This window comes from Brevibacterium sp. K11IcPPYGO002, from assembly GCF_050920635.1.
In the GTDB taxonomy this organism is placed as follows: Bacteria; Actinomycetota; Actinomycetes; order Actinomycetales; family Brevibacteriaceae; genus Brevibacterium.
Map to the genome: position 1 here is coordinate 714,701 of NZ_CP131929.1, position 18,001 is coordinate 732,701.

An 18,001-nucleotide genomic window follows, 5' to 3' on the forward strand; every position below is an offset into this window, starting at 1 on the left:
TACCACCAAAAGACCGCCACACGACCGAGGGAGTCAAATGACCACTGTGAAAAACGTCCGCATATTCGCCCGCCGCCACGATGACGCTGCAGTCGACATCGAGGTCGCTGATGGCAGGATCAATGCGATCACCCCGACCGGAGAGGCCGGTCCGTCGAAACTGCTGCTGCCGAGCCTCGGCGATGTCCATGCCCATCTCGATTCCAACCGCATGGGCCAACGGTTCCGGCCTCACACGGCCGACGGCACCCTGCACGGCTACATCATGAACGACCGCGCCAACTGGCGGAACGGGGAGCGCAGCGTACGCGACCAGGCCAGCTTCGCCATCGCCACCATCATTGCCTCCGGAGGAACGCGCATCCGCTCGCACACTCAGATCGATTCGGATTGCCTCCTCGAACGCTTCAGCGGAGTTCGTGATGCGTTGTCCGCATACGACGATGTCCTCGATTCGCAGATCGTCGCATTTCCTCAAGCCGGGATAGTGAGAGAAAAGGGCGTCAAGGGCCTGCTGAACGCCGCACTGTCCGAAGGAGCCGACTTGGTCGGCGGACTTGACCCGGTGCAGTACGACAGGGACCCCAAGACACACCTCGACATCGTCTTCGAACTCGCGGAAAAGCACGGCAAAGGAGTCGACATCCACCTCCACGAAGGAGGCACCGCTGGAATCTACTCATTTGAAGAGATCGCACACAGGACAAAGGCACTGGGTCTCGAGGGAAAAGTGACCATCTCGCATGCCTTCGCTCTGAACACGAATCCCGAACCCGAAGTCCGGAAGCTGGTCGAACTCATCGCCGATGCCGGGATTTCGGTGACGACCGTCGCCCCGCAGAAAGGCAGCCTGCCGCAGAGCATCCTCGGTGACCATCGAGTTGCCATCGGACTCGGTGAGGACGGACAACGCGACTACTGGAGCCCCTACGGAGACGGCGATCTGCTTCGTCGGACGTGGCAGCTGGCATTCACCAATGGATTCCGTCGCGACGATGCGATCGAGCACTGCTTCGACATCGCTTCCAGGGGTGGTGCACAGGTCATGGCCGGACAGCGGCCCGACGGAACAGAACTCACCGACGACGCGCAATTCGGGCTGGCCCTCGGTGCACCTGCGGACTTCATCGTCCTCGATTCCGACAGTGTCACTGCGGCCATCATGGACACTCCACGGGAACGAGACGTGTACAAAGGTGGACAACTCATCGCGAGTGGCGGAGAGATGCTCGGCGGCGCGCGGTAACGACCGTCTGAAGAAGCCACGGGTGCCGACGTCCTCACGATGAGGGCGTCGGCACCCGTGGGGGAAGTCGAGCAAGAGGGACCGTCGGTCAGTTCACGGAGACCCACTCGCCTTTAGTGGGGCGAGCCGCCTCGGGGGCATTCGTCGGCGCACCGTGGGCATCCGGTTCGAGCGAGAACTCATCGAACGGGTTCTGACCGGGTAGAGAGGCCACGGCGTTACCGGTGAAGTTCGGCAGGGCCCGGCACTCAGACATGAACTTGTCGATGCCGACGATGACGCCCGTACCGTCGAGCAGCTCGAGTCGATGCGACTGCAGGCCGGCGGCCAGGGTGGCCAGTCCCGCAGGCGGTGAACCTAATCGTCCCGCTGGCGAAAGAGGCGGCGAAGAAGAACCTCGGCATCGGGAAGTCAAAGGCCGATGCGGCCGGTGTGCCGCTGTGGCTCGAGGAGACCGGGCCGACGAGCTGCCCGGGGACGAATGACACGTCGCTGACGAACGCCTCGGCGCTGTGGGCGGCCGATTACACACTGTATGCGGCCACGCTCGGAGTCGAGCGCATGGCCATGCATTCGATGCTTGGTGCGTGCAATGGGGGAGCGCCGATGTCGCTCATCTGTGATCCGGCCGATCACGGGGACCGGTCGAATGCGTTTCAAGTTCGTCCGAATATGTTGGGGCTGCGGCTGTTGGTGCCGAGTGTCGGTGGGCATTTCACTAAGACCTCGGTTTCCGGCGGTGGGAATATGAGCGCCTATACCGTGGTCAAGAACGACGGCCGCACCCTGGTCACGACGGTGATCAACGCGAACGACGCGGCATCGGTGGGTGGGAATCCTGTGACGCTGTCGATGCCTTCGGGGTTTGCTGTCGACTCGGCCTCGCAGGTTTATGGGGAGTCGAATGATGTGAAGGGTGCGACTCAGGTGGTTCCGGCGAATCCGCTGCCTGACTCAGTTCCTTTCAGTGGGGATGGGGCGGCGGCTTCGGCTTCTGGTGGGGCTTCTTCGTCGGCTGGGGAGTCGGCATCGAGTTCGCCGGATGCGTCCGGGGCGTCGGACGCTCAGAGCGGCGGCATGGGCGATGACGGGAAGCTGCGGATCGACTTGGCCGGGAGCTCGGTGACGGTGTTTGTGATGACGAAGGGGTGAGTGGCCGGGACGGCATCCTTGAGGGCCCTTTTAGCGAAACGAAGCAAAACTGTGTTGGGTGTCAAGGCAATTTCCCTAATCTATGGAGTTACCTGTTGTCACGCTGTAACATGGTGTGTATGAGTACTGAGGCATTCGACCACACGGAGCGTTTGGAGACTGCCCTGAACCGTCGGGGCAATCCCCTGAGCGTTGATGCCTTTTTGGACATCCTCCGCGAGATGAGCGGTCCGGCCTCGGAGCCCCTGTCCGCAGGCGAACGCGACTTCCTGCTTGAGGTCACCGACCTCACTGAAGAGGACCTGTCCGCGCAGTCGCACGAGGCCGCGCGCATCCAGGTCGCTGAGGATCGGACGCTTGCGGAGAAGGAAGCTCGAGACTCCGCGCTGACGACCGGTGAGGTCGCCGAACTGCTGGGACGGCAAGGAGCCAGCATCCGTCGATCGAAGCTGACAGGTGACCTGTATGCTCTGCCGACGAATAACGGACGCTCCACACTGTTTCCCGACTGGCAGTTCGGCGGGAATCGGGTGGTTCCGGGACTGCGAGCGATCATCCCGGAATTCCCTCGGTACGCCCACCCGCTGACTATTCAGCGGTTCATGACAGAGGAGAACGACGAGCTGGGCGGCAGGTCGCCTGTCGAGTGGCTGAGTGCCGGAGGGGCAGTTGAGGCTGTCGCGTCGTTGGTTGCTGAACTGGCGTATGAGTGAGTCCCGCTCGGGCGAAGAACCCTCGCAGCCCCCAAGTTCCGCTGACGCTTCCTCCGGGGACCGTTTACCAGCATGGCGGAGCGTTATGGAGAATCCATACGACCTCGGGGCAATATCCGGCGGCTTGGAATGATCTTCGCTGGACAGGACCGATTCGCAGTCAGCGCTGGGACCCGCACCCCGGGCCGCTGGGTGCTCAGTCGACTGCCGGGGTGTCCTACACTGCGTCGAGCTACATCACCTGCTTCACTGAGGTGTTCCAGGCCGCCCGGGCGATCACACTGACGTCAGACAGAGCATTATCGGGATGGATCCCGAGCCGGCCGCTTGAATTGCTCAACCTGACCGGCGGTGAAGGATCTGGGGATTGGGCGCTGCGCCATGGCGCAACTGCCTCGCTTCCGCAGGCGTCGAAGAGCACCTGTCGTGCATGGGCCGCAGCCATCCATGATCAGCTGGGTGATCGGATCGATGGTCTCTGGGTCCCGTCTGCTGTCGTGGGTGATCCGGCAGTCGTGCTGTTCGCACGAGCCGCCTCGGCGTTTCCAGAAACTCCGAGCTTCTCCCGCACGCTCGAACACGATGATGTTCGAGTCATGGCGGCGAAAGTCCGCAAACGGCTGGGCTGGCCGATCAGGTGAATGCTGGGAGTCCGAGGTAGGATGCGTGGGGCCGACGGCTATTGGGCTGAATCGAGCTCGCTGTCCAGTGCTGGCGAAGGAAGGCCCAACTAGGCCGATCCGGCCGTGTGGTGCCGACGTCCTCACGATGAGGACATCGGCGCCCGTGGTGGTTGTGGTGGAGACGGCGACGGCAAGCTGCGGATCAACTTGGCCGTGAGCTCGGTGACGGTGTTCGTGATGACCAAGGGGTGAGGGCGCAGTTTGGTCACTCCGCCAGTGATCAGTCCCAATAGTCCACGACGGACACACCGAGTCGGTCGAGCAGCGTATCGAGTTGTACTCGCCCTTCGCCTTCGTAGAGGGAGCCGATGGAGTCTCGTCCCGGGTTGAGACGGAAGGCGTCACGGCCTCGGCTCAGACGCTCTTCGAAGAGAACAATGACGGGCACTCGTGGCAGTCGGCTGACTTCTACTTGCCGGGAGTGCCAGATGATGCCGCTGAAATTCTGAGGCGAAGCATGGACGGCTTTGGCGACAGTGCGAGTGCAGGGGTAATGCTGGCTGGGGCTGGACGAAATCGCTGTCCGCTTCAGGCCAAGATCGTCCAACTGCGGATCTCGAAGGTCGGCAACCTTCATCTCTTCTGAGGCGAGCAGTTCGACGTGCAGAAGTCCGTGGAAGCTCTCCTCCTCCGCTTCCGGAATGCCGCTCACGTCGACATCCCGGAGACTGCCTTCGAGGAGGGCGGCCTCTGGGGTTCCTGCCAGGTATATGACGGCAACCCGGTTCTCGCCCAGTTCGGAGTCGAACGGGGAGAACCGCGCGTTGCCGAACCCGGGGTTGAACTCCGTGCGTCCGAACCGGGAGTCATAAACGCGACTCCAGGCTGTGTCTGCGGAGATGGTCGTCGACGGCAGTCGGCCTCTGCGAGCCAGGTCAGTCAGCGTATCGATCGCCACCGTGCACGTAGACGGCTCCGGGCAGGTCAGCGCTTCGGGTCTGAACGCGGGACTCATGCGCCGGCTGGGAAGTCGAGGTCATCGATGTGGATCTTGACCGCGTTCTCAACCACCTCTGGCTTCTCGTGGACCAGCTTGGCGGGGACCCGCCCGCTGAGGAGTCCAGTCGGTCGTGTGCTCCATGCCCAGATTGCCCATGCGCGGACGCCAGCCTTGAGCATAGGCTGGACGATTATGCTGCTGACCGCCTTGTCGAGGTCGCCTTCGTCGTCGAGCTGAAAGGCGGGCACGATGACTCGCCCTTGTGCCTCGACGGTGAATAGCCTCTGTTCGTGGCGCTGGCGCGATACCCACTGACGTGCGGCTTTCTCGTTGGAGCCGCGCATGTCAGCCACGGCCGAGCAAGTGGCTGCACCTTCACTCTCGAGGAGCCGCTTCCGAATCTCACCACTGCGGACCGCCTGCCGCTGAGTCGCTCCAGAAACGATCTGCGCATTGTCGACATAGTCCTGATCGATGTGCTTTCGCAGCGTGGCACGACCGGACACCCGGAGCCGCTTGCGCTGTTTGTAGAGCCGAATGGCGTCTTGAACCTCGTGGGGGCTCAGGCCATCGAAATCCACTTGCTCATCTGGGGCCATAGGTTGATGCGCCTGTGCAGTCATGGCAACCTCCTGCGTCTGCTCTCCAGTGTAGCACTTGTGCACTTTCGGCAGCAGAGTATTCAATTGCTACATGGTGCCGTCGAGCCCACCTGCCTTGGAGCAACTCCCCGAAGGACGGAAGACTCTTCGAGGTTGGCCTCGGGCCTTACAGGTTGATCGCCACGACCGGGTCCGTGGTCGGCTGGTCCGATCCGCCCTCCGGCTCGATGGTGATGCCGAAGACGCTGCCGTCGGTGAAAGCGTGGCCGGCGATCGTCGTCGATTCTCCGGTCATCAGCCCGGCACTTTCGGGCCCCTCGTCGCCGATCACCCACATCTGCAGTGATTTCCCCTCTGGAGCCCGTCCGACATCCTCGGGGCTGATCCGGATGAGCTGTTCGGACTCCGAGGATGACACGGTGACCGTTCCTCCTTCCGGAAGCTCATCGGTGCTCGTGCGCAGATCATCGGCTTGCATCAGCCGTGTGGAATCGTCGAGCTGCTGCTGCGCGGTGGTGAGATCCTCCTCGAGCTGGTTCTGACGCTGCGTTTGCTGCCAGACAGTCACCCCGGAGCCGGTCGCGACCACGAGAGCGGCCGCAGCGGCCGCATACGGCAGCCATGAGCGGCGACGTGACTCGCGATGGTCGGCCAGCGAAGCCGGAGACGCGAGCGCGACCGGGGTCGCTGCAGTCGGGTCCGCCTGGGTATGAGTCGCCGGGCTCTGCGGTCCGTCCGTCGGCCTCTGCTGCGCATGTGTTCGGGGGATGCTGAGAATCGCATTGCGGGCAGTCGCACTGACCTCGACCGGTTCATCGGATTCGGCCGCGTCGGCCATGACGTCGGCATAGGCGGCGACTTCGGCACGGAATTCGGCATCGGCATCGGCCAGCGCCTGAGCCTCGGCGAGCTCGGAGTCGCTGAGCCCGCCGAGGGCCAGCCCGGCAGCCAGATAGTCACGATCTGCGCTCATCGGCTTGCCCCCAACTCTTCTCGCAGCTTCTTCATTCCGTCTCTGATCCGTGACTTGATGGTACCCAGCGGCACCTGGAGATTCTCCGAGATCTGAGTGTGGGTCATGCCCTGATAGAAGGCCATGACGATCGGCCTGCTCTGATCTTCGGGGAGGATCTTCAACGCGGAGACCGTGCGATCCGACTCCGCCCGGTCGATCACAGTCTGCTCGACTCCTTCCACCGCCTCGGTGGAGGTGCGCAGCCCGTCGGCGAGGTCACGGTCCTGCTGGGACTGAACACTGCGCACACAGTCGATGGCGCGTCTGCGGCACAGAGTGATCAGCCATGCCCGTCCGCTGCCGCGGGTCGGGTCGAATCCCGAACACCGCGTCCACACCTCGGTGAAGCAGTCCTGCAGGACCTCCTCGGCCAGTGTTCGGCTCTTGACGATCCGGACGATCACGGCCATGAGGATGCTCGACTGGTTCGTGAAGAGCTGCTCGAAGGCGACTGCATCACCCCCGGCGATCCTCACGAGCAACCGCCCGCTGGCATCGCCCGAACTGTCGTCGGGCGAGCCGGCGGCCTGTTGTCTGGAGAGGGTCGGGGACCCCGGGGGACCATGTCGAAACGCCGTCGGATCGTCTGAGCTCATCCACCAATGTTCTCATCTCCTCAGGCTTCGTTTCGCAGAGTATCGATCGGACGAGAGATCTGCGGGCGACTGAGGGGCGACCCCGGCCGCTGCATCGTGATGCTCTCTCACTGTGGAGGTTCCGGTCACTTCTCCGGCATCATCACGGCGTCGACCATGTAGACCGTGGCGTTGGCGGTCTTGACACCGCCGCAGACCAGTCCGGCATCGTCGAACTTCATGTCCTCGCCCTCACCGGAGACGGTCACCTTCGAACCTTCGACGGTCTCGTGCTCACCGGCGATCTCATCGGGGGAGAGCTGTCCGGGGATGACGTGGTAGGTCAGAACCTTCGTCAGCTGGTCCGAGTCCTTGGCCAGGGCGTCGAGGTCGTCCTTGGGCACATCGGCGAAGGCGTCGTCGACCGGGGCGATGACCGTGAACTCGTCACCGTTGAGGGTGTCGACGAGGTCGACATCGGGATTGAGTTCGCCCGAGACCGCCTTGGTCAGGGTCGTCAGCATCGGATTGTTCGACGCGGCAGTGGCGACCGGGTCCTGGCCCATGCCCTCGACGGATCCGGCCCCGTCCGGGTTCGCCTCGGCGTAGGCCGAGCAGCCCTTGCCGACGAGGTCGGAATCGGCCATGGACGCGTCGCCGGACTCGTCGGGCATCTCGGACTCGCTCGAGTCAGCCGGTTGGGATTCGGAGCTGCCCGACTCCGAGCCGGAGTCGTCGCTGCCGGATCCGGAATCCATTCCGCACTCCTTAGAAACAGTGATGCGGATGATCCCACAGCAGTGAAGTGGTCTCCATTGCTCGCTGTGTACTGGGTATTCGCAGCGGGCGAGCATCCGGATGGGCGGATGGAGAAGAAACCTGAGTTATCCTTCGCAGAGCGGGCCGCAGTCAGCCGACTCCCAAGCGGGCGAAGGCATCGCGGAAGATGGTCAGCGAGTCCAGACCCGGCAGCTTCTGGACGCTCTTGTCGAGCTTGTCCAGTTCGTCTGTGTGATCCTGGAAGAGATGACTCATCACATGTTCGACTTCGGCATCGTCCATCATCCCTGAGCCCACCGGCTTCCACAGCTTTCCCAGCGCCAGGCGCACGATCTTCTGAGCTCGGGGGTTGTCCTCGAGTCTCTGCCGTGCCTGAGTCGTGTAGAAGGCCACGTGCCGAGTCTCCTGTTTGGCGATGCGCTCAAGCAGCGGAGAGAGCACCGGGTGGTCCTGCATCGCCGCCATCCTGCGATATCCGGCTGTGGCGGAGAGTTCGTTGGCCGCACCCCAGGCCATATGCACGGCAATGAAGTCCGTGCCCACCATGTTCGACAGCACCGACTGCTTCGCAGGCCCGAGAGCGAGTTTCCACCCCAAGCTCATCCGCTTGGCTTTGACCTCGTCGTAATCGACGTGGATCCCGTGTTTCTCGAGCACGGCGGCCAATGCCTCTCCGTGCCAGAACTCCTCACGGTTCCACATCGTCATGAATGCTGCCGTGGCGTCCTCGCTGTGTGAAGGCGTGACGAGCAGCTCCCTGACGAAACATGTGGTGTGATACTCGACGTCGCACATGTATCGCACCGACCGGAGAGTGTCTCTGTCCAAGGGCATGTCGTCGAAGACATCGAGATCCAGATCGGTCCAGTTCACCGCCTCGGACGTCTCGGCGTACTTGTCGAAGTCAAATGCCATGGTTTCTCCCTGCTTGAGCATGGGCTCTGCGCGTCGAGCGCAGTGCCGCCGTCACTTGGTTCATCGAAGGCTGCGGGTTCCCCGGCAGGAACCGTCCGATCTCGGCATCCGAGTCGATCAGACGTCGTCTGTCGGAGGCAGAGGCGAAGATGCTCGTCAGAGCGCCGGCCTCATCCGGTTCGGGCACTCCGACGATCCGCAGGGGAGCCCACGGCCGCATGAGGTGAGCGCGGGCGGTGAGGGCTTCGATCCGTGATCGTCGGATCCGAGCCACCGCCTCCGAACGGAAGAAGCGGACGATCGCCTCGCGCCGGTCGATGATCTCGGTCAGGACGCGAGCGGCTTCACCGCTGAGTCGTGTCCGCACTGCCCGTTCAGCTGCCTGGAGGCCCGCCTCCTGGATCGCGAGCCTGGCCATGTGCCCGGCGGTGAGAGGTTCCTTGACCAGTCCGCCGACGACAGGTGCGAGGATCGGCAGGCCCCGTTCGACCCACATTCCGCGCAGCCTCCGTGACCTGCCCCCGCGAAGGTCCTCAGGGCTGAGGGCGGTTTCGAGCATGTCGCGCAGCGCCCGCGCCAACCAGTACCGCTCGTAGCCCCATCCCGTCACGAAGGCTGTGATTCGCGCTTCGTTGGACGTCCAGGAGGCGAACATCGCTCGGGTCTCGGCCAGCGCCGAGTTCTCCAGCCGCCATAGGAAGCTGAGATCGCGTGCCACGTCCCCGGGCACCTCGATGCGCTCTGAGTCGAATTCGATGCGCCCTCGAGCGTGAGCAAGATAGTCATCGACATCGAATGCTGTGCGCAGCACGATGGGATGCTCCGCATCGGAGAACAGTCGTCCTCCGACATGCCCGGGCGGATGCTCGACGCGGCGGTCGTGGATTGTTCTGTCGCTTGTCACCATTCCATCACTTTCCATCGCTTCTTCAGTGCCAGGCCGTAGAGACCGAGATCCGGAGTGACGGCAACGGGGCTGCCGACGAGTTCGAGCCACGCGGCGTCGCCCAGAGAGTCGCCGTAGCCGGTCGAACGTCCCAGGTCGGCACCCACGGTGTCGGCATATTTGCGCAGCCAGTTCGCCCGAGCCTCATCGACCAGCGGAGGGCTCGCGAGGAACCCCGAGAGAACACCGTCATCGGTGACGTCCATCCGGGTTGCGACCACCTCGTCGAAGAGATCGGCCAGAGGTTCGACGAGGACGTCGAGAGCGCCCGTGAGCAGGACCGTGCGGTGACCGGCCGCGCGGTGCTCGTCGATGAGCTGCCGGGCCTGGGGGCGGATGGAGTCGCGGATCGTCTGCCCGAGGCGGCCGGTGACGGCCGCTCGGAGCTCATCGAGTTCGAAGCCCTGATATCGGCGATTGACCATGCGGATGAGATCCGAACGGTCGCGGTACTCGGCGCGCAGCAGTCCGGGGACGACTCCGGCCATTGTTCCCATCATCGCCGGCCACTTGTAGATCGGCTGCGTGGCGCGCACGACCGCCGCGAACTGCTGCACGATGTTCGCCGAGATCACCGTCCCGTCGAGGTCGAAGACGGCCAGAGCCTCGGAAGTGGGCGGCAGGGGACGCGGAGTGGGCGGGGCCTCGTTCTGGCGGCGTCTGCGCGAATAGCTGCGGGTGAGTTCTGTGATCGCCGGGATGTGGACGTCTTGGAAGTACTCCGTCCAGTCGATCTCGGTCACGTCGAACCTGCGGTTGGTCGAGCAGTCCTCCGGCAGCCGCTCAAGCAGCCGTCTCGTGTTCGCATCATCGAAGATCATCTCTGTCTTCGTGTACTGCTGGTACAGGTCGGCGAACTGACGCAGTGACTTCAGTTTGGCGTCAGTTCTGTGCAGCCGTGAGGTCAGAGCGCGTGTGCGCGTCGAGGCGGGCAGCCTCTCGACGACTTCGCGGCCGACGCCCGTGACCAGTTCCTTCAGCCGGATGCGCTGTTCGATGAGTTCGGAGCTGGGGAAGCTCCATTCGGGCACCACCGTGGGAACCCCCTCTGTGTCAGGCAGGGGGTGGGCGAGGAAGTACTCGCGGACGGTTCCGACCATCTGGTGGAACGGCAGGGGATTGCTCGTGCCCGAGACGACCTGGTAGTAGTCCGAATGCCCTCGATCCGGCTGTCCGGAGCCGCTGTCGTGCTCTGCCGGCTGCCGCTCGAGTGGACCCTGTTCGGCAAGGGCGAGGATCACATTGACGACATAGTCGACGGGAATGATGTCGAGCACCGAATCGGCGTGCCCGGGGAACTCCGAGAGGCTTCCTTTGGCGTAGGCCATGATGAGGGGGTCAGCGACTTTGAAGCCGTCGATCCACCCGGGGCTCGGTCGACGGAACGCGGATTCGATGATGGACGGGCGAACGAATGAGACCTGATGCCCCTCGGCTGCCCACTCTTCGCCGATCCGCTCGGCAAGCGCCTTGGTGAAGGTGTAGATGTCTGTCCACCCGAGGGACTGGGCACGGGTGCGTCCGAACTCGACGAGTCGATCCCGCACATAGCTCTCCCTGGCGGCTTCCGCCCCGGCGGCCACCGATTTCGGGCCCATCCGAGAGCGTCGAGCGCGGGCTGTGCGGATGAATCGACTCAGATTCTCGGGCTGTCTGGATTCGGACTCGACGCTGGTCCTGGCCTGCCGGGCCGCCCGGAACTCATCGCCATGATCGACGGTGTGGGGCAGCCGGGACTCCTGCACGAGGCCCTTCGCGATGCCTCCGACATAGGCTGTCGAGACATGGATGACGTGAGGGCTCTGATCCGATTCCCGCAGAGCGGCATAGAGTCGTTCGACGCCCCCGACATTGGTGTCGAACGCCTCATCGATAGCAGCGTCGAAGGACACGCTCGATGCGGAGTGGATGACGACGTCGAAGCGATCGGTCAAGGGCGGCAGATCAGCGAGATCTCCCTCGAGGGCCGTGACCCGTGACTCGAAGGCCTCACGCACAGTCTCTTCGCCGACCCGATCGATCCAGGACGCGAAGACCGGCTTGCCGAGCAGCCGCTGCAGACGATCATGTCCCGACTGGGTTCCGCGGGGACGAACGAGTGCGGTGACGGCGACGTGCGGGTCGCTTTCGAGCAGCGCTTGGAGCAGCGCCTGACCAAGGAACCCTGTGGCACCGGTCAAGAGGTATCGGCTGGCGTGCATGCGGAGACCTATCGGATAGAGAGTGCGATTCGGAGTGGACGCGAACGTGGTGAACACCGGTGATTCGGCGCGGACGGACGATCGGATGCCTGTATCGTAGCAATATGAATGTGGCCCTCATCACCGGAGGCACTGCGGGCATCGGTGCGGCTTTCGCCCGCTCTTTCGCCAGACGCGGTGTCAATCTTGTCCTCGTTGCTCGAGACCCCGGCACCTTGGAGTCGTCTGCGGAGCGCATCCGCGGGGAATTCGGTGTGGACGTCGCAACGATCGTCGCCGACCTCTCCGACCGGGATGCCCAGGCCCGCGTGGCCACCCGGATAGAGCAGCCAGGCGACGAACCCGAGATCGACATCGTGGTCAACAATGCGGGATTCTCGGTCCGCGCGAGTCTGCTCAGCCCGGATGTCACCGAACATGATCGAGGCTTCGAAGTGATGCAGCGCGCCGTGCTGATCATCGGCGGGGCCGCCGCCAGAGCGATGAAGCATCGAGGGCGGGGCTGGATCATCAATGTCTGCTCCGTCAGCGCGGGACTGACCCAGAACAACTACACCGCGATCAAAGCGTGGACGCAGAACTACTCCGAGTCGCTGTCGGTCCAGACCGCAGGCACAGGGGTGAGCGTCACCGCCCTGGTGCCGGGCTGGGTGCGCACCGAATTCCACTCGCGAGCCGGGATCGCCGGAACGTCGATTCCCGACCCGCTGTGGATGGACGCGGATATGCTGGTGGAGGGGTGTCTGCGCGACGCGGCTCGTGGGAAGAGGATCTCGGTGCCGCAGCTGCGGTGGAAGGTCATCTCGACGACGCTTCGGGTGCTGCCGCGTCCGGTGATCCACCGCCTGTCCGCTGCTCTCGGCTCTCGTCGGGCGCAGGAAGGCTAGGGTGATGATGCTCAATCCGGGACCGGCCCAGCCAGGGGACGATGATCGTCCGGAAGCACCATCTCGGCGCGTCATCCGCCGTCATGTCGAAAAAAGTTCGTCCTCACGCCCATCCGATCCCGCTGCCGGCTCCGAACCAGTGGAGATGTCTGATCACACTTTCTCTCCGTCGGCGCCGCCGAAATACCGGTCGCGCACGCGCTCTGCGTTGCGATTCCTCCTCCAGCGTGTCCTCTTCCGGGGCCTCGTCCGTTCGGCGATCACTCCGACGGTGAGTATCGCCCCAGGAGTGTGCCAGCTCGACCGAGGCTTTCTCGTGATTGCCAATCACACCTCACACCTCGATGCGCCGATGATCGCGCAGAGCCTGCCGCGCAGACAGTCGCGGTTCCTTGCGACCGGAGTCGCCTACGATTACTTCTTCACCGTGTGGCACAAGCGACTCTTCGTCCGCTGGCTGTTCAACGCGTTTCCGATCTATCGCGAAGGATCACGCGGCAGCGCGAATCTGCCCCGCGCACTGCTGCGCTCGGGTGTGCCGGTTCTGCTGTTCCCCGAGGGAAGTCGGCAGAAGTCAGGCACGATCGCTGATTTCAAGGCCGGATCGATCAGGCTGGCAGTCGATGCCTCGGTTCCCATCGTGCCGGCAGCGGTCGTCGGTGGTTTCGAAGCGATGCCCAAAGGCGCTGTCTGGCCGGCGGCGGGCAGGCCACCTGTGCATGTTGCTTTCGGTGAACCGGTCACCGCCCGAGACGAGGAATCTCTGTCTGAACTCACCGCGCGGGTGCGGCAACTCGTCGCGGAACTCTTCGCCGCGGGAGCCGATGACATCGGTGTCGGCAGTGAACACGTCGAATCGCCGGAAAGGACGAAGAAATGAGCGAACCCATGAGAATGCAGGACGTCAAGCGGCACCGCTGGTGGGGCTGGGGAGCCGAAGGAGTCGACTTCCGGTGGGAGACCAAACCCGACTTCGCTGCGATCGCCAAGGACAAAGTCGGTCTCGACCTCTGGAATGCTCCGCGGCCGACCACCCCGGTGCTCAGCGATCTGACCATACCTGAGTCTCGAATGTCATCGACGCTTCTCGACGAGCTCGGCGCCGTGGTCGAGTCGGACAATGTCAGCGTCGACGACGAACTGCGCGTGATCCATTCGTTCGGCCGCTCCCTGCCGGACCTCTACCGGGTGCGCCACGCGCCGATCACCCGCCTCGTCGACGCCGTCGTCTACCCCGGCAGCGAGGATGAGATCGCCGCTGTCCTCGCTCTCGTCCTCGAGCGCGATCTCGTGCTCATACCCTACGGCGGCGGCTCATGCATCTCCGGCTCAGTGACCCCGAGTCCGGATGAGGAGCGTCCCATCGTCTCGCTGAATCTCGGGAGGATGCGTCGAGTCATCGACATCGACGAGTATTCGGGCCTCGCCCGAGTCGAAGCTGGAGCATATGGACCCGACCTCGAGGAGCAGCTCAATCTTCGCGGATGGACGATGGGTCATTTCCCCGACTCGTTCAGCTATTCGACCCTCGGCGGATGGGCGGCGACCCGGTCATCGGGAATGCAGTCGGACAAGTACGGTGACATCGAAGACATCGTGCGTGGTCTTCGCGTCGTCCACCCTCGTGGCGTCATGGTGAGCAAGCCCATTCCGGGCCGCGATTCGGGTCCCTCGGTGCATGAGATGGTCCTCGGCAGCGAAGGCCGACTCGGTGTGATCTCGGAATGCACGGTGCAGGTGCATCGGCTGCCGAAGGTGCGGCAGGTCATCGCCTACCTCTTCCCCGATTGGGCGAGTGGAGTCGAGGCCATGCACGACATCGCCCGTTCCGAGGTCACGCCCGCGTTCACCCGTCTCTCAGACGGGCCCGAGACTCGGTTCAGTCTCGCGATGGTCTCTGAGCCGAAGGGTGTGAAGGCAACGATCGCGGCTCGCGGTCAGGACGCCCTGTTCGCCTACCTGCGGTCCAAAGGCTGGGACACGACTGAAGGCATGTGCCTGTCATACGTCTGCTTCGAAGGGTCGAAGGAGCGCGTGGCACGTGAGAAGGCCGAAGTGAAGGAACTCATCGCTCGCCGAGGCGGAATCAGTCTCGGCTCCGGGCCCGGCGCCGTCTACGATCAGAAGAAGTTCGACACCCCGTATCTGCGCGACTTCCTGCTCAACTACAAGGTCTTCGGCGATGTCTGCGAAACGGGAGTGACGTGGGGAGATCTCAAGAACGTCCATGCTCGGGTGCACGAGCGATTCCGCCAGACCCGCAGTGAGCAGGGCGGACCGGGGTTCATGTTCTGCCATCTGTCCCACAGCTATCACGGCGGCGCCTGCCTGTACTTCACCTTCGCGATTCCCTACACGGATGAGGACACAGCGCTGGCGGAGTATCAGGACGTCAAGGACAGCATTCAGCAGGAGTTCATCGACTCCGGTGGAGGCCTGTCGCACCACCACGGAGTCGGCACCGAGCACCAGCCGTGGCTCGTCGACGACATCAGCGAGCCGGGGGCATTCATGGTCGACGCCGTATTTCGGGCCACCGACCCCGGACAGAACCTCAACCCGGGGAAAGTCCTCGGCGATCGGGCTCCGTCCTGAGGAGGCTTGTCTCGCTGGGCTGCATGTATCCTCACCGTCCGGCGAGAACCTCCTGCAGACCGACAGCCTCGACGGGCAGTCGATCGGCACTGCACAACGCCGCGACATACGGTCGAGGGCATGTGAGCCGGGAGATGTTGAGTGCGTCGAGTTCGGAATTTCCGGGGGCCGCGATCGTGGCTGTCCATGGTCCGTGCGGGCCGATTCCCGACGGCAGGTCCATGACTTCGATATCACTGGGCGGCACGGCCAGCCCATGCCCGGTGGTCTTCACCGCGGCTTCCTTGCACACCCAGACGTCGATGCGCCGACGCACGGCATCGCCGCCCTCGGTCAGAGTCTCCGTCGGGCCGAGGACGTAGTCGTCGAAGCCGGAGAAGACATCGGTCGGGACCTGTTCGATGTCGACTCCGATCGGTGAGGTCCCAGGCGCCGAGGCGATCGCCACGGCCCCGTTCGACCGAGACAGGCTGAGTTCCGCCCCGGGGACTGTCGGCTTGCCGTGGGGGCCGCCGCACGTGCGACAGCGGCGTATCAGCTCCAATTCGCCGGCCTCGTCGAGATCGACGCCGAGGCGGCGAGCCGCCATGAGCCGAAAGATCAGATGCGCCCCTCGGAACGCGGCCCGATCGGCGGGTCTGCGAAAACGGTCCGCGCGAGCGACCTCGTCCGGTGACAGCAGCGAATCGAGCCACGGGTGATCGGCGAGCACCCGTTCGATCGCTGTGATGTCGCTGATGAGGTATTCGATCGCGGCTCTCGTCATCTCCGACTGATCCGACGGTACTGGGAGACGGCGATGGGCGAGAAGACGGCGATGACCGCAACGCAGCTGACGATCGCATAGATGACGGCGTTGTCGGCCGCCCAGCCCGTGCTGGTGACGAACCCGGCCGGCGGTGCGTTGCCGAACAGTTCTCGGACACTGGTGGCGACCGCGGTGATGGGATTCCACGCGGCGATCGTCTGCAGCGGGCCCGGAAGGGTGTCGATCGAGACGAAGGCTCCGGAGATGAAGGTGACGGGGAAGAGCCAGATGAGGCCGAGGCTCTGTGCCACCTCGACGCTCCTGGCCGTCAGTGCGATGACCGCACCGATCCACGACATGGCGAAGCTGAAGAGCAGCAGGAGCGTGATGCCCAGCAGGGCCGAGCCGAATCCTTCGGTGATGCGCCACCCGATGAGCAGACCGCAGATCATCGTCACGGCCACGGAGATGAGGCTGGTGACCAGGTCCGAGGATGTTCTGCCCAGAATCACGGCGACCCGTGACATCGGCAGCGAACGGAAACGGTCGATGAGTCCGAGCTGGAGGTCTTTGGCGAGGTAGACGGCGGTGAAGGAGGAATTGAAGGTCAGCGTCTGAGCCAGGATCCCGCCGATGAGGAACTCCCGGTACGGCCCACCGCCGAGGCTGCCGCCGAAGACGAATGCGAGGAGGAAGACGAAGATCACCGGCTGGACGACCCCGGTGACCAGGGCTCCCGGAGTCCGACGGACCGTGAGCAGATTGCGCCAGGCGATGACGGAGCTGTCGCGAGCGGCGGAGACGAGCGTGGTCATACTCCCACCTCGGCGGTGTCTGCCGGTGTCCGTGAGGGCCTCGCCGAGGTGGGCTGTCCGGTGAGATCGAGGAACACGTCGTCGAGCGTGGGACGGCATAGGGCCGCCTCGGTGACGGAATGCCCCTCCTCATCCAAGGCGGCGAGAACCTGCAGCAGATCCCTCTGTCCCAGTGGTGCGGACGCGGTGATGCGCAGTCCCGACGCGTCCGTCTGCGGGTGGGCGGAGTCGCCTAAGATGCGGTCGAGGATCCGCAGGGTTCTGTCGAGGGAGTCGCGGTGGGTCAGCGTCAGTGTGATGCGTTCGGCACCGAGCTTGCCCTTGAGGTCCGTGGAGGTTCCCTCGGCGATGACCTGTCCGGAATCGATGACGGCGATGCGATCGGCCAGCTGGTCGGCCTCCTCCAGGTACTGGGTCGTCAGCAGCACGGTGGTGCCGCCTCTGACCAGGGTGGTGATGACCTCCCAGGTGTCGAGCCGTGCGCGCGGATCGAGCCCGGTGGTCGGTTCGTCGAGAATGACCACCGGCGGACGCACGACCAGGGCCGAGGCCAGGTCGAGTCGTCGCCGCATGCCTCCCGAATAGGCGCCTGCGCGTTTGCCTGCGACGTCGCTGAGACCGAATTCGGCCAGCAGCTCGCGGGCACGGGCCGCCGATTCCCGGCGGCTCATCCCGTAGAGGCGGGCGACCATGACGAGGTTCTCGTACCCGGTGAGCTTCTCATCGACGGCCGCGTACTGGCCGGAGAGGCCGATGCTGCGGCGGACGGCAGTGGGATCGGCGGTCACCGAGTGTCCTGCGACGACGGCGGTGCCGGAGTCGGGGCGGATCAGTGTGGACAGGACCTTGACGGTCGTCGTCTTCCCGGCCCCATTGGGGCCGAGGAGACCGAAGATCTGTCCCTCCTCGATGTCCAGGCTGATGCCGTCGAGAGCCCGAAAGGCCCCATAGTTCTTCCTCAGATTCTCCAGGCGAATCACTATGAGGCGATCTCGGCGAGCCGGCGCGGAGTAATGTCCGTCCAGTTCTCCTCGACGAATTCGAGGCAGTCGTCGCGGCTGGCCGGTCCGAACACGAGGACCCATCCCGCGGGCACATCGGCGAACGACGGCCACAGCGAATGCTGCTGCAGGTCGTTGACCAGCACGCGGAAGGTCCCTGTTGTGTCATCGAAGGGATTATTCATGG

General features: G+C 64.0%; 20 protein-coding genes. 7 read left to right on the forward strand and 13 right to left on the reverse strand.

Annotation, left to right across the window (positions count from 1 at the left end):
* Window positions 1-37: 37 nt before the first annotated feature.
* A complete protein-coding gene (locus QYM46_RS03200; protein ID WP_432790831.1) occupies window positions 38-1,246 on the forward strand; it encodes an amidohydrolase family protein in 1,209 nt (402 codons plus the stop codon).
* Window positions 1,247-1,334: 88 nt separating this feature from the next.
* Here QYM46_RS03200 and QYM46_RS03205 read toward each other — a convergent pair whose 3' ends face one another.
* On the reverse strand, window positions 1,335-1,460 hold the full coding sequence (locus QYM46_RS03205; protein ID WP_432790832.1) for a hypothetical protein: 126 nt from the start codon (window positions 1,458-1,460) through the stop codon (window positions 1,335-1,337).
* Between the two features lie 137 nt (window positions 1,461-1,597).
* Here QYM46_RS03205 and QYM46_RS03210 point away from each other — a divergent pair, with 137 nt between their 5' ends.
* The 3 genes from QYM46_RS03210 (at window position 1,598) to QYM46_RS03220 (ending at window position 3,752) form a co-directional block, all read left to right on the forward strand.
* Complete coding sequence (locus QYM46_RS03210) at window positions 1,598-2,398, forward strand: hypothetical protein (RefSeq protein WP_432790833.1); 801 nt, start codon at window positions 1,598-1,600, stop codon at window positions 2,396-2,398.
* Window positions 2,399-2,517: 119 nt separating this feature from the next.
* Entirely contained in the window at window positions 2,518-3,111 is a 594-nt protein-coding gene (locus QYM46_RS03215; protein ID WP_432790834.1) for a hypothetical protein, read from the forward strand.
* Entirely contained in the window at window positions 3,108-3,752 is a 645-nt protein-coding gene (locus QYM46_RS03220) for an RES family NAD+ phosphorylase (RefSeq protein WP_432790835.1), read from the forward strand. Before QYM46_RS03215 ends, QYM46_RS03220 begins: the two co-directional genes overlap by 4 nt.
* A gap of 262 nt (window positions 3,753-4,014) precedes the next feature.
* Here QYM46_RS03220 and QYM46_RS03225 read toward each other — a convergent pair whose 3' ends face one another.
* The 8 genes from QYM46_RS03225 to QYM46_RS03260 form a co-directional block, all read right to left on the reverse strand.
* A complete protein-coding gene (locus tag QYM46_RS03225) occupies window positions 4,015-4,692 on the reverse strand; it encodes an RES family NAD+ phosphorylase (protein WP_169251301.1) in 678 nt (225 codons plus the stop codon).
* A gap of 53 nt (window positions 4,693-4,745) precedes the next feature.
* Window positions 4,746-5,357, reverse strand: a complete 612-nt coding sequence (locus QYM46_RS03230) for a hypothetical protein (protein ID WP_432790836.1) — start codon at window positions 5,355-5,357, stop codon at window positions 4,746-4,748.
* Window positions 5,358-5,502: 145 nt separating this feature from the next.
* On the reverse strand, window positions 5,503-6,309 hold the full coding sequence (locus QYM46_RS03235; RefSeq protein ID WP_432790837.1) for an anti-sigma factor domain-containing protein: 807 nt from the start codon (window positions 6,307-6,309) through the stop codon (window positions 5,503-5,505).
* Complete coding sequence (locus QYM46_RS03240; RefSeq protein ID WP_432790838.1) at window positions 6,306-6,947, reverse strand: sigma-70 family RNA polymerase sigma factor; 642 nt, start codon at window positions 6,945-6,947, stop codon at window positions 6,306-6,308. The genes QYM46_RS03235 and QYM46_RS03240 overlap by 4 nt, the downstream gene beginning before the upstream one ends.
* 125 nt (window positions 6,948-7,072) lie before the next feature.
* The gene (locus QYM46_RS03245) at window positions 7,073-7,684 is read right to left on the reverse strand and encodes a fasciclin domain-containing protein (RefSeq protein WP_432790839.1); all 612 of its coding nucleotides are present in this window, start codon (window positions 7,682-7,684) and stop codon (window positions 7,073-7,075) included.
* Window positions 7,685-7,835: 151 nt separating this feature from the next.
* On the reverse strand, window positions 7,836-8,621 hold the full coding sequence (locus tag QYM46_RS03250) for an acyl-ACP desaturase (RefSeq protein ID WP_166827603.1): 786 nt from the start codon (window positions 8,619-8,621) through the stop codon (window positions 7,836-7,838).
* Window positions 8,611-9,528, reverse strand: coding sequence for a hypothetical protein (locus tag QYM46_RS03255; protein WP_432790840.1), 918 nt, complete (start codon window positions 9,526-9,528; stop codon window positions 8,611-8,613). The genes QYM46_RS03250 and QYM46_RS03255 overlap by 11 nt, the downstream gene beginning before the upstream one ends.
* Entirely contained in the window at window positions 9,522-11,768 is a 2,247-nt protein-coding gene (locus tag QYM46_RS03260; protein ID WP_432790841.1) for an HAD-IB family hydrolase, read from the reverse strand. Before QYM46_RS03260 ends, QYM46_RS03255 begins: the two co-directional genes overlap by 7 nt.
* Window positions 11,769-11,872: 104 nt before the next feature.
* Here QYM46_RS03260 and QYM46_RS03265 point away from each other — a divergent pair, with 104 nt between their 5' ends.
* From QYM46_RS03265 to QYM46_RS03275, 3 genes are all read left to right on the forward strand, one after another.
* Window positions 11,873-12,655: an SDR family NAD(P)-dependent oxidoreductase gene (locus QYM46_RS03265; RefSeq protein WP_432790842.1), complete on the forward strand. Its 783-nt coding sequence runs from the start codon at window positions 11,873-11,875 to the stop codon at window positions 12,653-12,655.
* A 316-nt stretch (window positions 12,656-12,971) separates the two neighbouring features.
* A complete protein-coding gene (locus tag QYM46_RS03270; protein WP_432790843.1) occupies window positions 12,972-13,535 on the forward strand; it encodes a lysophospholipid acyltransferase family protein in 564 nt (187 codons plus the stop codon).
* On the forward strand, window positions 13,532-15,250 hold the full coding sequence (locus QYM46_RS03275; RefSeq protein ID WP_432790844.1) for an FAD-binding oxidoreductase: 1,719 nt from the start codon (window positions 13,532-13,534) through the stop codon (window positions 15,248-15,250). Before QYM46_RS03270 ends, QYM46_RS03275 begins: the two co-directional genes overlap by 4 nt.
* Before the next feature lie 31 nt (window positions 15,251-15,281).
* Here the strand turns inward: QYM46_RS03275 and QYM46_RS03280 are convergent, their stop codons facing one another.
* From QYM46_RS03280 to QYM46_RS03295, 4 genes are read right to left on the reverse strand one after another with little or no spacing between them, the layout of a single operon-like run.
* The gene (locus QYM46_RS03280; RefSeq protein WP_432790845.1) at window positions 15,282-16,016 is read right to left on the reverse strand and encodes a 4'-phosphopantetheinyl transferase family protein; all 735 of its coding nucleotides are present in this window, start codon (window positions 16,014-16,016) and stop codon (window positions 15,282-15,284) included.
* Window positions 16,013-16,813, reverse strand: a complete 801-nt coding sequence (locus QYM46_RS03285) for an ABC transporter permease (protein WP_432790846.1) — start codon at window positions 16,811-16,813, stop codon at window positions 16,013-16,015. The genes QYM46_RS03280 and QYM46_RS03285 overlap by 4 nt, the downstream gene beginning before the upstream one ends.
* Complete coding sequence (locus tag QYM46_RS03290) at window positions 16,810-17,793, reverse strand: ATP-binding cassette domain-containing protein (protein ID WP_432790847.1); 984 nt, start codon at window positions 17,791-17,793, stop codon at window positions 16,810-16,812. Before QYM46_RS03290 ends, QYM46_RS03285 begins: the two co-directional genes overlap by 4 nt.
* Window positions 17,793-17,999 carry an MbtH family protein gene (locus QYM46_RS03295; protein WP_135810413.1) on the reverse strand — a complete coding sequence of 69 codons (207 nt, stop codon included), beginning with the start codon at window positions 17,997-17,999 and terminating at the stop codon, window positions 17,793-17,795. The genes QYM46_RS03290 and QYM46_RS03295 overlap by 1 nt, the downstream gene beginning before the upstream one ends.
* Window positions 18,000-18,001: the final 2 nt, after the last annotated feature.